At 73.8% G+C, this 13,552-nt stretch carries 11 protein-coding genes and 1 pseudogene; 5 read left to right on the top strand and 7 right to left on the bottom strand.

What is annotated here, in order from left to right:
* Positions 1 to 68 precede the first annotated feature (68 nt).
* Positions 69 to 1,022: a DMT family transporter gene (locus tag ABD262_RS16480; RefSeq protein ID WP_344138585.1), complete on the top strand. Its 954-nt coding sequence runs from the start codon at positions 69 to 71 to the stop codon at positions 1,020 to 1,022.
* On the opposite strand, the gene yczR is transcribed toward ABD262_RS16480, so the two are convergent.
* On the bottom strand, positions 1,005 to 2,456 hold the full coding sequence (gene yczR, locus ABD262_RS16475; RefSeq protein WP_344138583.1) for a MocR-like transcription factor YczR: 1,452 nt from the start codon (positions 2,454 to 2,456) through the stop codon (positions 1,005 to 1,007). The genes ABD262_RS16480 and yczR overlap by 18 nt on opposite strands.
* Positions 2,457 to 2,497: 41 nt before the next feature.
* Between yczR and yczE the strand changes: the two are divergent.
* Positions 2,498 to 3,070: pseudogene (gene yczE, locus ABD262_RS19685) on the top strand (membrane protein YczE); the annotation flags it as partial.
* A gap of 141 nt (positions 3,071 to 3,211) precedes the next feature.
* Here the strand turns inward: yczE and ABD262_RS16470 are convergent.
* Positions 3,212 to 5,329: a RecQ family ATP-dependent DNA helicase gene (locus tag ABD262_RS16470; RefSeq protein ID WP_344138581.1), complete on the bottom strand. Its 2,118-nt coding sequence runs from the start codon at positions 5,327 to 5,329 to the stop codon at positions 3,212 to 3,214.
* A 48-nt stretch (positions 5,330 to 5,377) separates the two neighbouring features.
* Between ABD262_RS16470 and ABD262_RS16465 the strand changes: the two genes are divergently transcribed.
* Complete coding sequence (locus ABD262_RS16465) at positions 5,378 to 5,932, top strand: acyl-CoA thioesterase (protein WP_344138579.1); 555 nt, start codon at positions 5,378 to 5,380, stop codon at positions 5,930 to 5,932.
* Positions 5,932 to 6,669 (top strand): DUF8185 domain-containing protein, encoded by a 738-nt coding sequence (locus ABD262_RS16460; protein ID WP_344138577.1) that lies wholly within the window; start codon positions 5,932 to 5,934, stop codon positions 6,667 to 6,669. The genes ABD262_RS16465 and ABD262_RS16460 overlap by 1 nt, the downstream gene beginning before the upstream one ends.
* Before the next feature lie 57 nt (positions 6,670 to 6,726).
* Here ABD262_RS16460 and ABD262_RS16455 read toward each other — a convergent pair whose 3' ends face one another.
* Both ABD262_RS16455 and ABD262_RS16450 read right to left on the bottom strand, forming a co-directional pair.
* Positions 6,727 to 7,851, bottom strand: a complete 1,125-nt coding sequence (locus ABD262_RS16455; RefSeq protein ID WP_344138575.1) for a hypothetical protein — start codon at positions 7,849 to 7,851, stop codon at positions 6,727 to 6,729.
* Positions 7,848 to 8,435, bottom strand: a complete 588-nt coding sequence (locus tag ABD262_RS16450; RefSeq protein WP_344138573.1) for a TetR/AcrR family transcriptional regulator — start codon at positions 8,433 to 8,435, stop codon at positions 7,848 to 7,850. The genes ABD262_RS16455 and ABD262_RS16450 overlap by 4 nt, the downstream gene beginning before the upstream one ends.
* Positions 8,436 to 8,507: 72 nt before the next feature.
* On the opposite strand from ABD262_RS16450, the gene ABD262_RS16445 reads away from it, so the two are divergent.
* A complete protein-coding gene (locus ABD262_RS16445; protein ID WP_344138571.1) occupies positions 8,508 to 9,419 on the top strand; it encodes an NAD(P)-dependent oxidoreductase in 912 nt (303 codons plus the stop codon).
* On the opposite strand, the gene ABD262_RS16440 is transcribed toward ABD262_RS16445, so the two are convergent.
* The 3 genes from ABD262_RS16440 to ABD262_RS16430 all read right to left on the bottom strand — a co-directional run bounded on the left by ABD262_RS16440 (position 9,409) and on the right by ABD262_RS16430 (position 13,470).
* Complete coding sequence (locus ABD262_RS16440; RefSeq protein WP_344138569.1) at positions 9,409 to 10,845, bottom strand: MFS transporter; 1,437 nt, start codon at positions 10,843 to 10,845, stop codon at positions 9,409 to 9,411. The genes ABD262_RS16445 and ABD262_RS16440 overlap by 11 nt on opposite strands.
* Complete coding sequence (locus ABD262_RS16435) at positions 10,842 to 11,636, bottom strand: glycerophosphodiester phosphodiesterase family protein (protein WP_344138566.1); 795 nt, start codon at positions 11,634 to 11,636, stop codon at positions 10,842 to 10,844. The genes ABD262_RS16440 and ABD262_RS16435 overlap by 4 nt, the downstream gene beginning before the upstream one ends.
* Before the next feature lie 94 nt (positions 11,637 to 11,730).
* Entirely contained in the window at positions 11,731 to 13,470 is a 1,740-nt protein-coding gene (locus ABD262_RS16430) for a glycoside hydrolase family 13 protein (RefSeq protein ID WP_425564890.1), read from the bottom strand.
* Positions 13,471 to 13,552: the final 82 nt, after the last annotated feature.

Genomic DNA, 13,552 nt, shown 5'->3' with positions numbered 1-13,552 from the left:
GTCAGGCTTAACGGAAGTGAAGGAAGCATCGCTTGTGCTGATGGGTGTGCACCGCCGACGATGAGGCGGTGACCACCGCGACCAGTCCAGTCCTTGAGCCATCCGACACCGCGTCGCCGCGCCGGCTGGTCACCCCCGCCACGAGGGCCGCGCTGGCCGCGCTCGTCACCATCGTGCTCTGGGCGTCGGCGTTCGTCGTGATCCGCAGCACCGGTGCGCACCTGTCGCCCGGGCCCATGGCGCTGGCCCGGGTCGCGGTCGCCACCGTCGTGCTCACCCCCTTCGTGCTGTGGGGTGGCAGCCGCAACGCCGGTCTGCTGCTGCCCCGCGGCTGGCGTGCGGTGCTGCCCGTGGTCGGCTACGGGGCGCTGTGGTTCGCGGGCTACAACGTCGCGCTCAACGCCGCCGAGCGGCACATCGACGCCGGCACCGCAGCCCTGCTGGTCAACGTCGCCCCCGTCCTGATCGCCCTCGGTGGCGGACTCTTCCTGCGGGAGGGCTTCTCGCGACCGGTCTTCCTGGGGTGCGCCGTGGCCTTCGCGGGAGTCGCCCTCATGGCGTCTGACTCCAGTGGCCGTCGCGACGGTGCCGGTATCGCGTTCGCCCTCGTGGCCGCGGTGCTCTACGCGTCGTCAGTGCTCCTGCAGAAGGTCACGCTCCGGAGCGTGGACGCGCTGCGGGCCACCTGGCTCGGGTGCCTGGTCGGGACCGTGGTGACCCTGCCGTATGCCGGCGACCTGGTGGGGGAGGCTCAGGGCGCCCCCGCGTCGGCGCTCCTCGGCGCGGCCTACCTCGGCGCCTTCCCGACCGCCGTCGCCTTCACGACGTGGGCCTATGCGTTGCGCCGTATGCCGGCCGGTCGGCTCGGTCCGCTCGGCTACCTGGTGACAGTGCTCTCGGTGCTGATGTCCTGGGCCTTCCTGTCGGAGGTGCCGAGCGCGCTCGCCCTGATCGGCGGCGCGGTCTGCCTGGTCGGCGTGGTGGTCAGTCGCAGACGCCCCCGCTCACGCGACGAGGGGTGAGCCGGCGTGCCTCGACGGCCGGGACGACTGCGCGTCGTCCCAGGCGAGCGCCAGGCGCTCGACCGCCTCGTCCACCACGTCTGGAGCATGGCCGGTGAAGGGCAGCCGGAGGAAGCGCTCCATGCCGCCCTCGACCGCGAACTGGGCTCCGGGCGCCAGCACGACGCCCCTCTGGTCGGCCGCAGCGCACAGCGGGGTCGACCTGGCCTCCGGCAGCTCGACCCACAGGCACAGGCCGCCTTCGGGCATGCGGAACCTCCACTGCGGCAGCCGGTTTCGCAACGCCGCCACCAAGGCGTCGCGGGTGGAGACGATCGCTGCCCGCCGGTCGGAGAGGATCTGCTCCCGGTGCATGATCAGGTCGGTCAGCACGAGCTGCTCCAGCACCGGCGCCCCCAGGTCGAGGGTCAGCCGGGCCCCCACCAGGGCGGGCATCAGCTCGCGGGGGGCGCGGATCCAGCCGACCCGCAGGCCTCCCCAGAACGACTTGCTCGCTCCACCCAGGGTCACGGTGCGCGGGTGGTGGGCGCCCAGGGGTCGGGGCATGACCAGGCCGGGGTCGTGGGCGAGGTCGACCAGTGTCTCGTCGACGACGCCGATGGTGTGGGTGCCGGCCAGGGCGTCACCGAGCTCGGAGCGCTGGGCGTCGGGCATGAGCGCGCCGGTCGGGTTGTGGAAGTCGGGGATCAGGTAGGCGGCCCGCGGGGCGGTCTGGCGCAGGGCGGCCTCGGCGGCGCCGATGTCCCACCCGCGGCGGTCGAGGGGGAGGGCCACGGCGCGGGCGCCCGAGCGACGCAGGGTGTCGATCGCGTTGGGGTAGGTCGGGCTCTCGAGCAGCACCCGGTCGCCGGGGGAGAGCAGTGCCCGAGCGGTCACCGCGAGCCCGGCGAGGGCGCCGCTGGTCACCATGACCTGGTCGGGTGTCGTCGCCAGCCCGCGCTCGGTGAACCGGTCGGCGAGCGCCTCGCGCAGCGCCATCAGGCCGAGTGGGTGGTAGCCGGTGCCCGCGAGGTAGCGCGGCAGCTCGGCCACTGCGCGCTCGTAGGCCGCGACGGTCCCGGGCGGAGCGCTCATGGACGCGCAGGTGAGGTCGATGACGCCGCCGTCGTGCTGCTCCGCCGACGGGTGGAGCGCGGTGCCCTGGCGGCGACCGGCAGGGTCGCCGGGGAGGGCCACCACGCTTCCGGAGCCCTGCCGCGAGGTGAGGTACCCGCGGTCGCGCAGCTCGGCATACGCGCGCGTCACGGTCGTGCGGCTCACGCCGAGGGCGGCGGTGAGGTCGCGCTCGCTGGGCAGCCGGGTGCCCACCGGCACCCGTCCGTCGGCGACCAGCAGCCGCATCGCGTCGGCGAGACCGCGGTAGGCCGGCGCCGTCTCGAGGGCGGCGCCGAGCATGGGGACGAGCCGGGTCGCAGAGATTGCTCGGGTCGACATGCAGACCACTTTCCCACGATTGGCTATGGAGGAACAGACCAATGCAGTCCAATCTTGAGTCCATGACCCGCACCTCCCTTGCCTCCCTCACGCCCCGGCAGCAGCTGCGGGCAGGCCGCACCCCTCGCCGGCTGGTCCAGCTCGCCGTGGGCCTGACCCTCTACGGGGTCTCGATGGGGATGATGGTCCGCTCCGGGCTCGGGCTCGACCCGTGGGACGTCTTCCACTACGGCATCGCCCAGCACCTGCCGGTCAGCTTCGGCACCGTGACGATCATCGTGGGCGTGGCCGTGCTGCTGCTGTGGATCCCGCTGCGGCAGTGGCCCGGGTTGGGCACCGTCGCGAACGTCATCGTGATCGGGTTGGCCACCGACGCGACGCTGGCGCTCCTCGACGCCCCCGAGGCCATGGCCTTGCGGGTGGTGCTGCTCGTGGGCGGGATCGTCCTCAACGGGCTGGCCGGCGCCCTCTACATCGGGAGCCAGTTCGGTCCCGGCCCCCGCGACGGCCTGATGACCGGTCTGGTGCGTCGCACCGGACGCAGCTTCCGGCTGGTGCGCACGAGCATCGAGGTGACCGTGCTCGTCGTGGGCTGGCTGCTCGGCGGAGTGGTCGGGCTCGGGACGGTGCTGTATGCCGTGCTGATCGGCCCGGTCGTGCAGGTGTTCCTGCCGATCTTCACCGTGCCCCTCGACGAGGTGGCCCTCGGCGCTGCCGCGCCGGCCGACCTCGCCGACCTCGGCGACCCGCGGGGGTCAGGCGTCGAGGGCCAGGACGAACGGGAGCACCCCGGGGGCGCCCGCACGGCGCAGCGCGGCGGCCGCGACGGTCAGCGTCCAGCGCGAGCTGGCGACGTCGTCGACCAGCAGGACGGGTCCGTCGAGCCCGCGCAGGCCTGACGCCTGCTCGGGGCCGACCTCGAGCCTGCCCCACACCCCGGCGAGCCGGAAGGCGCTGTTGCCACCGGCCTCGCCGACCGGCCCTCCGTCGACCGGGTCGAGGGCGCCCAGCCACTGCATGCGGCCCAGCTCGGCGATGCCCCGGGCCACGGACTCGACCAGCAGGGGGCGGGTGCGTGAGGGCACCATGGCCACGGCGACGGGGCGCTCGGCCCAGCCCCAGTCGCGCAGGATCGGCACGCAGGCCCGCAGGAGCTCGGGCGGGACCGCGGCGTCGGGCGCCCGCAGGAGCGACCGCAGCTGCTGGCCCCAGCCGAGGTCGGTGAGCCGGGCCACCGCCCGACCGGTCTCCATCGCCTCGTCGGGCTTGATCTTGCCGCGGACCGGGACCCCCAGGCGGTCCATGCCGGACGGCCACTGGGCGCGAGGCTCCAGCTCGACCCCGGCGCGCTCCAGTCGACCCCTTGCGGTCGTGACCGCGACGTCGGGGATGTCGGTGGGGAACCATGCGCCGGCGCACGAGTCGCAGCGTCCGCACACCGTGGCGGTGTCGTCGTCGAGGGACTCCTGGAGGAACTGCATCCGGCACTCGCCGGTCTTCTCGTAGGTCACCATGAGGTCCTGCTCGCGCACGCGGGCCGCAGTGACGCGGGCGTAGCGCTCGGCGTCGTAGGTCCACGGCTGGCCGGTCGAGGTCCAGCCCCCGGGCACCCGCTGGACCGCGCCGTCGACATCGAGCACCTTGAGCAGGAGCTCGAGCCGGGTGCGGCGGATGTCGACGATGGACTCGAGGGCCGCGGTCGACAGTGCCTTGGTCGATCCTGCCAGCGCGGTGAGCACGGCGTCGGCCTGCTCCTGACGCGGCATCGAGGCGGAGGCGAAGTAGGACCAGATGTCCTTGTCCTCCGGGCCGGGCAGCAGCAGGACGTCGGCCCGCTCGGTGGCGCGGCCGGCGCGGCCGACCTGCTGGTAGTAGGCGACCGGTGACGAGGGGGCGCCAAGGTGCAGGACGAAGCCGAGGTCGGGCTTGTCGAACCCCATCCCGAGCGCCGAGGTCGCCACCAGCGCCTTGACCTGGTTGTCGCGCAACATCGCCTCGAGGCGCTCGCGGTCGGCCGGGTCGGTGCGCCCGGTGTAGGCCCGCACCTCGTGTCCGGCCTCGCGCAGGGCGACGGCGATGTCCTCGGCGGCCGAGACGGTCAGGGTGTAGACGATGCCGCTGCCGGGCAGCGAGTCGAGGTGGGCGAGCAACCACGCCAGTCGCTGCTCGGGCGAGGTCAGGGCCATCACCCCCAGACGCAGCGAGTCGCGGGCGAGGCCGCCCCGCAGGGTGAGCACGTCGTGGCCGCCCGCCCCGAGCTGCTCGACCACGTCGGTCACGACCCGGGCGTTGGCGGTGGCCGTGGTGGCCAGCACCGGGGTGTCTGCGGGCAGCACCGTGAGGAGGTCACGGATCCGGCGGTAGTCGGGTCGGAAGTCGTGGCCCCAGTCGGAGACGCAGTGGGCCTCGTCCACCACGAGCAGGCCGCAGCGGCGCGCGAGGTCGGGCAGCTGCTCGTCCCTGAACCGCGGGTTGTTGAGCCGTTCGGGGCTGACCAGCAGGACATCGACCTCGTCGGCCGCCAGCGCCGCCGACACCTGTCCCCACTCGTCGGCGTTCGCGGAGTTCATGGTCACCGCGCGGATCCCGGCGCGCCCGGCGGCGGCGATCTGGTCGCGCATCAGGGCCAGCAGGGGCGACACGATCACCGTCGGGCCGGCGCCCTCGGCACGGCGCAGGGCGGTGGACACGAAGTAGACCGCCGACTTGCCCCACCCGGTGCGCTGGACGACCAACACGCGCCGCCGCTGCCCGACGAGCGCCTCGACGGCCTCGAGCTGGCCGTCGCGGAAGTCGACGTCGTCACGCCCGACCAGGCGCCGCAGCACGCTGGTGGCCTGGGTGTGCAGGTCGGGTGCCGCGGTGGTCTCCATGGTGACCACCGTATGCGGCTGGCCCGACACCCCTGCGAGGATGTCCACATGGCCCTCGACCAGCACGCCGACGAGAGTCCCGATGACCGTCCCGACGACCGCCCGGACGAGAGCCGTCACGGCACCACCGGCACGGCCGGGCCCGCCGACCGCTACCGCGTCAACGTGCCGCTTCGGTGGAGCGACATGGACGCCTACGGCCACGTCAACAACGTGCAGTTCCTCCGGCTGCTCGAGGACGCGCGCGTCATCGGCTTCGAGGACTGGTTCGGCCAGGACCGGTCGGTGCTCTCGGAGGGCATCCTCGTGGCTCGTCACGAGATCGAGTACCTCGCACCCCTGCTCTTCCGGGTGCCCCCCATCGTCGTCGAGATGTGGGCCACCAAGATCGGGGGCGCCGGCTTCGACCTCGCCTACGAGGTGCGTGACGGACGGCCGTCCGCCGAAGGTGGCGAGGGCGACGTGGTCTACGCCCGTGCGGAGACGACGCTGGTCCTCTACGACTTCGGGACCAGCACGCCGCGACGCATGGACGACGCGCTGAGGTCCGTGCTCGGGTCACACTCCGGCGCGCCGGTGCCCTTTCGCTGGCGCCGACGCTGATGGAGCTGACCTTCCCCGACCCGCAGGGTCTCGACGACCTGCGCACCTACGTCGCCCGGGCCAAGACCGCCGACGAGGACGGCGCGATCCGGCTGCAGGCGAGCGGCCCGACCCTGGCCGCCTACGTCGGCGTCCTCCCCGGGAGCGGCCTGATGGCCGAGGGCGTCGTCATCGGCCTCCGGGCGATGCCGCTGGCCGAGCCGGTCGACCTCGACGTCACGGTGCCGCTCGCGGCGGTCACCGACCGCCTCGCTCGCGAGTCGGGCAGCACCCTGGCCGTGCCCCCGGTGACCGTCAGGGTCGCCTGGGCGGCGATGGCGCCACCACGCAGCGGGTGGGAACGGGTGGGTGCCCTCACCGCCGACGAGGTGCGGGTCGCGGCGCGGCAGGGGATCGCCGAGGTCGCCTCCGGGGCCCCGGCGGACGCCGGTGGCTCGGCCATCGCGGCGCTGCGACGACAGGTCTGGGGTCGTCCGACCGCCACGACCCCGCCCGTGCCCGCGGGTGGTGCCTTCGCGGCATACGTGCTCGGGTTCGTCCGGGGCGATGGGGTCCGGGGCGATGGCGGCCAGGGCGACGGTGTCGTGGGTGAGGCTTTCACGGGCGATGGGGGCCAGGGCGACGGTGTCGCGGGTGGTGGCGTGAGCCCCGGCCCGCCGGAGGCGCCCGTGACGGTGTGGGCGCACGGCCGCTGGACACGGCTCTCGACACCGGCGGGTCACGTCCTGATCCGCTGACCGCCCACCGCTGACCCGCCGCTGACGACCCCCACCGCTGACCCCCCACCGCAATGGTCAGCCCGTCGGGGCCGTCCAGAGTCGGGTGCCGGTCGCCGTGCGCGTCACCAGGACCAGCCGCCCGGGTGACGCGGCCAGCGAGACCGGTCGTCCCGGTGGTCCCTGGACAGCGACCCACCCGCCGCCCTGCCGGAGTGCCAGCACGGTGTGGTCGCGTCCGGCCACCGCGACCCAGGGCGAGCCGGCTGCGACCGACACGGCCGGCGGCGCCCCCGGCGTGGTCGGCACCTCGGGGAGGGGCACTCGCGTGACCGCCCCCGGCGTCACCACCCAGGCCGAGGGGCCCTCCCCGTCGAGCCCGACGACCCAACAGGTCTCACCAGCACAGGCGGCGCCGGTGGCGCGGGCCGAGGTGCTGCTCGCGGGGAGGTCGTGGCGCGTCCAGGGCCCTCGCGCGGTGGGTGCCGTCCACACGGCAGCGCGGGTGACGACCGACGACCCCTCACCCAGCTCGGTCACCGCGCCGGCCACGAGGAGCCGGGTGGACGACCAGGCCACCGCCGCCGGCTGGGGCAGGAGTCGGTCGGTGCCGGCCAGCGCCGGGGTGGCCGGGAGGCGCTCCCAGGCGGCGGGGGAGCTCTTCGTCCAGAGCCTCGCGTCCAGGCCCGCGCCACCGTCGTCCCACGTGCCCACCAGCACCGCCTCTCGGCCGAGCCCGACGGCGGCCAGCCCGCCCGACCGCGGGCCACCGAAGGTCTCGAACGGCTGGGGCTGCTCGACCAGGCGCGCGGGCGTCCCGTCCCACACGGTCCACCGGGGGAGCCCGTGGGCCCCGCCCGAGGCGCGCCCGACTGCCAGCACGCGTGAGCCGTCGGTGGCGAGGTCGACCCAGCGGGCACCCGGCGCGTAGACGCCGTGCGGCTCGAGGCTGACCGCAGCCGGCGGCCCGGCACCCGGCGTGGCGAGCCGGTACATCGAGGCCCGCTCGCCGGAGCGCGTCGCGACCAGGACGACTCCCTCTGCGGCGCGGACCAGCAACGCAGAGGTGCCGACCGGGAGGTCCGCAGCCGCCCAGCGCATCGGCCGCGGAGCGGGTGGGGCCGCCGGCGCAGGGCTGCCGGTGCAGGCCACGGCACCGCAGAGGAGCACCGCGCACACGAGGGTCGTCCCCACCTTCCTCACGGCAGGGCAGCGTCCAGCACCGGCGCGAGCTCCTTGGCCACCACCCGCAGCGCCCGGGTGTCCTGCTCGGCGCGGGCCAGCACCAGGCTCCCCTCCAGGGCGGCGAGCATCAGGGTGGCGAGGGCGGTGGCCCGGGCCGGACGCACGCCCATGGTGCGCAGGCCCGACCGAAGGGGCTCCTGCCAGGTGCGGAGCGCGGCCGCTGCGGCCGCCCGCAGCTGCGGGTTGGTGTGGGACTCGTCCACCACCGACGCGGCGACGGGGCACCCGCGGGCGAACTGCCGGTCCTCCAGCTCCGCAGCCCACCGACGCACCAGGTCGTCGAACATCCCCGAGGGGGTGGGCCGACGGGTGTCGCGCAGGTAGGCGCGGACCTGGTCGGCGGCATGCGCCCCCGACCAGGCGAGCGCCTCGGTGACCAGCTGGTCCTTCCCGCCCGGGAAGTAGTGCTGCAGTGAGCCGCGCGGAGCGCCGGCCCGGGCGGCGACGGTGCGCAGTGGGGCGCCTGCGACCCCGTCCTCACGCATCGCCTGCGCGGCCTCATAGACCATCCGCTCCCGCGGGGACCACTGCGCCTTGTCCATCGCCGCAGACTATGACATGTGTCATGATCGCACTACTATGACGAGCGTCATGACGCGGCCAGGAGGATGGACATGACGGTCGGATTCATCGGGCTCGGCATCATGGGGCGACCGATGGCGGCGAACCTGCTTGCCGCTGGTCAGGACCTGGTGGTCTGGAACCGCTCGGCGCCCGCGGCCGCCCACCTCGCGAGCCTGGGGGCGGCGACGGCCGTCGACGTGGCCGAGGTCTTCGCGCGCAGTGAGGTCGTCCTGCTCATGCTGGCCGGGGAGCGCGGGGTGGACGCCACGCTGCCGCGGGGCACCGAGGCCCTCGCCGACCTGGTCCGGGGGCGCACGGTGGTCCACCTGGGGACCACGTCACCGTCGTTCTCGGTCGCCCTGGGCCGCGAGATCGAGGCGGGCGGCGGTTCGTACGCGGAAGCGCCTGTGTCGGGGTCGCGACCGGTCGCGGAGTCGGGAGAGCTCGTGGTGATGCTCGCGGGTGATCCAGCGGTGCGGTCCCGCGTCGCACCGCTGCTCGCCCCGCTCGGCCGGGCGGTCGTCGAGACCGGTCCGGTGGGCAGCGCGCTGCTGACCAAGCTGGCGGTGAACCTCTTCCTCATCACCCAGGTGACCGGCTTGGTCGAGGCGTTCCACTTCGCGGCGGCCCACGAGCTCGACCTCGAGGTGCTGCGGAGGGTCGTCGACGAGGGTCCGATGGCGAGCGCGGTGTCCCGCGCGAAGCTGGCCAAGCTCGTCGCGGGTGACTGGGCGGTGCAGGCAGGCGCTGCGGACGTGCTCATGAACGCCGAGCTGGTCGTCACGGCGGCCCGGCAGGCCGGGGTCGCGACGCCACTGACCGATGCGGCGAGGGAGCTGTTCGCAGAGACCGTCGAGGGAGGGTGGGGCGACCTGGACATGGTCGCGGTCCTCGCGGCGGTCCGGGGACGCTCCGCCAGCCCCGGCGGGATGGAGCCGGGTCCGCGGGCGCTCAGGTCCTGATCCGCTGACCGGCGACGACGACGAGCGCGGCGACGACGCTGAGCCCGAGCCACATGCTCACGAAGACCGGGATGTCCTGTCCCGCGGCGGTGTGCCGGGCCGCGAACACCGCACCGGCCGCGGCGATGCCGAGCACCGAGCCGAGGACGTCGGCGAGCTGGAGCGAGGACGACGTCGTGCCGTGGTCGGCAGGCGCCGTGAGGGTGAGCGAGAGGACCGAGAGGCTGGCGGTGCCCAGTCCCATGCCCATGCCGCACGCGACGAGGGCCACCGCGACGAGCCACGGGTGCAACGCGAACTGTGCGACGGCCACGATGGCGAGCAGTCCCGTCGTCAGCAGCACGCCACCGGCGACGACGAGCTGGTCGCGACGCCCGGCCCAGTGGTCGCGGCCCTGGACCCACGAACCGGTCGACCACCCGAGCGACCCCACGGCCAGGATGGTGCCGGCCGTCGTGAGGGACTGGCCGCGCTCGTTGACCAGCATGAGCGGGATGTAGGTGATGGTGCCGAAGAACGAGCAGGTCAGCAGGAAACGCGCCAGCATCACGGACGGCAGCCCGCGGCGCAGGAGCCAGGTGCCGCGGGGGAGCAGTCGCGGTGCGGTGGCGGCGATCCCCACGACGCCGAGGACGGCCACCGCGGTCTTGGCCGACCACTGGAACTCGAGGTCGTGGGTGCCCCACTGGAGGGCCCCGGCCGAGGCCGCGATCAGGACCCCGAACCACGCCGCCCTGGCGTGCTCCCGGTGGTCACGGCTGGACTCGTCGATGCCCTCGTCCGCCGCTGCGATCTGCGAGCGCCGGAAGAACACCAGGGCGATGGCGGCGACGACCGGGACGACCACCAGCCAGAAGACCCACCGCCAGGACCAGGTCGTCGTGACCCACGCGGCGATCGGCGGACCCAGCAGCGAGGGCAGCACCCAGGCCGCCGAGATCACGCTGAAGACCTTGGGCCGCAACGACTCCGGGTAGGCGCGCCCGATCACCACGTAGCCGGCGACGATGATCAAGCCGGCTCCGAGACCGGCCACGCCGCGACCGGCGAGGAAGGGCCCGAACGACTGCGAGCCGCCACACAGGCCGCACCCGGCCGCGAAGAGGAGCTGGCCCGCGAAGAGCGAGGGGAGCGGTCCCGACCGGTCGCACCAGACGCCGGCGAGCACGATGCCGAGGAGCTGGGTGGTCAGCATGACCGAGAAGGCCAGCCCGTAGGAGCGCACCGCATCGAGCTCGCGCGCGGCGTCGGGCATCGCGGTGGAGACCGCCATGCCCTCGAACGCGATCACGGTGATGAGCGCGAGCAGGGACACCGACAGGAGCACGAAACGCGGGTGGAAGACGCCGACACGCGCCGCGTCCGGGCGGTCCGCACCGGGGCCCTCGAGCCCTTCGCGGGCGGGCTGCGGGGTGGGCGCGGTCACTGGCCCAACGGTACCCCGCGCTCGGCCAGGACGTCGGCGAGGGTGTCGATGCGGTCGGACACGATGCCGTCCACGCCGAGGTCGAAGAGCCGGTGCATCTCGGCAGCGTCGTTGATGGTCCAGACGTGGACGTGCTTGCCCATCGCGTGGACGCGCTCGACCAGTGCCGGTGTGACCAGGTCGAGGCGGCGACCGGCGAGGACCGCCCCCACCGGGATCTGCAGGACGGCCGCCGGGGAGCGCAACCACGAGGCGACCCGTTGCGGTGCCAGGCGCAGGGCAGCCACCTCCGCCGGTCCCGTCGACGTGGCCAGCCGGGGCCCGACGAGCCGGCGCACGGCCCGCAGCCGCCGGTCGGAGAACGACGCGACACAGACGCGGTCGATGGCCCGGTGGCGGCGGATCACCTCGGCCAGCGGCGCGATCGCCCCTGGTGCCTTGACGTCGACGTTGATGCGCGTCTCGGGGAACTCCTCCAGCAGGTCCGACAGCAGGGGGATCGGCTCGGTGCCGTGGATCCGCGCCGCGCGCACCGCGGCATACGTGAGCTTCGCGACCAGTCCGTGCTGGTCGGTGACCCGGTCGAGGCGCAGGTCGTGGAAGGCGAGCAGGGTGCCGTCCGACGTGGCGTGGACATCGGTCTCGAGGTAGCGGTAGCCCATCTGCACCGCCTCGCGGAAGGCCGAGAGGGTGTTCTCGAGGTGCAGGTCGGCCCCGACCCTGGCGCCGCCCCGGTGGGCCAGGCCGATCGGGGTCGGCGCGTCGAAGTAGGCGAAGTCCGCTGCTCTCACGGGGCCATTCTGTGCCACCCACGCACTCGACCTCGATGCGCTGCGGGTGGCGGCGCGTCGAGGTCGAGTGCGTGGGGCGGGGCGAGACGTCAGGTCAGAGCGTGGCCCAGACCGTCGTGTCGGTCGGCACGCGTCCGTCGGCGGTCAGGTCACCCGAGGACAGCAGCACGGTCGCGCCGTCGGGCAGCGCCACCGGCTCGGTGCCGAGGTTCGCCACGACGAGGGTGTCGCCGGTGTCGCCACCCTGCCCGGTGTTCACCAGGGCGACCACGTCGTCACCGAAGCCGTCGGCACCGGATCCCTTGACCACGTGCAGGCCCCCGGTGCCCAGCTCGCGCTCGCGCCGCGTGCGCAGCAGCGCGCGGTAGAGCTCGAGGGTCGAGCCCTCGACGCCGTCCTGCTGGTCCACGGCGTAGTCGCCGTAGACCGCGGGCTGCGGGAGCCAGGTCCGGTCGGTGGGGCCGAAGCCGAACGACGGCGCGTCCTTGACCCACGGGATCGGCACCCGGCACCCGTCGCGGCCGATCTCCTTGCCCTTGGTGCGGATGAAGGTCGGGTCCTGGCGGAACTCGCCCGGCATGTCGGTGGAGTCGGGCAGGCCCAGCTCCTCGCCCTGGTAGAGGTACGCGCCACCGGGGAGGGCGAGCATGAGCATCGTGGCCGCCCTGGCCCGCCGGAGCCCGAGCGCCCGGTCGGGCTGCGGGTCGGTCGCGCTGATGCCGTTGGGGCGACGCTCGCCGACCGGGAGGCCCAGTCGGGAGGCGTGCCGCACCACGTCGTGGTTCGACAGCACCCAGGTGCTGGGGGCGCCCACGGAGTCGGCAGCCGCGAGCGACGACTCGATGACCTCGCGCAGGTCGTCGGCGCGCCACTGGCTCTGGAGGAAGTCGAAGTTGAACGCCTGGTGCATCTCGTCGGGCCGGATGTAGCGCACTGCGCGCTCCTGCGGTCGCACCCACGCCTCGGCCACGAGGATCCGGTCGGGCGCGCCGTACTCGGCGAGCACCTTGTGCCAGCGGCGGTAGACGTCGTGGACGCCGTCCTGGTCCCACATCGGGGGCATGGGCGCGCCGGGCTTCACCTCGCCGTCGAGGATGTGCAGCTCGACGTCGTAGTCGGGCAGGCCCTTCTCCTTGACGAGCCCGTGGGCCACGTCGACCCGGAAGCCGTCGATGCCACGGTCGAGCCAGAAACGCAGGATCGACTCGAACTCGTCACCGATCTCGGGGTTGTCCCAGTTGAGGTCGGGCTGCTTGGTGTCGAAGAGGTGCAGGTACCACTGGCCGGGCTTGCCGTCGGCCTCGGTGACGCGGGTCCAGCCGTCACCGCCGAAGACCGAGTGCCAGTCGTTGGGCGGGATCGCGCCGTCGGGTCCCTTGCCGTCACGGAAGATGTAGCGGTCGCGCTCGGGGCTTCCGGGGGCGGCGGCGAGGGCGGCCCTGAACCACTCGTGCTCGTCGCTGGTGTGGTTGGGGACGAGATCGACGATCACCTTGAGGTCGAGCTCGTGCGCGCGCGCCACCATGGCGTCGGCGCCCTCGAGGCTGCCGAAGAGGGCGTCGATGTCGCGGTAGTCGGCGACGTCGTAGCCCGCGTCCGCCTGGGGCGACTTGTAGAACGGGCTGAACCACACGGCGTCGACTCCGAGCGCCTTGAGGTAGTCGAGCCGGGCCGTGACACCGGGCAGGTCGCCGATGCCGTCACCGTCGGCGTCGGCCCAGGACCGGGGGTAGATCTGGTAGATCACGGCGTGCCGCCACCAGGCGGCGTCGGCCGGGGCGGCGGGGTGGATGAGTGCGGTCTGGGTGGATTCGGTGGAGAGGGTCGTCGTCACGGGAAACCATGCTGACGCATCGAACGCGTTCGGGGAAACCAGCTCCCGGCCCGGGGCCCGGCGTCTCGCTGGCTGGAATGGC

Origin of the sequence: Pedococcus bigeumensis (genome assembly GCF_039531795.1) — a bacterium.
GTDB classification, from domain to species: domain Bacteria; phylum Actinomycetota; class Actinomycetes; order Actinomycetales; family Dermatophilaceae; genus Pedococcus; species Pedococcus bigeumensis.
This window is presented reverse-complemented; position numbering and strand designations above follow the sequence as displayed.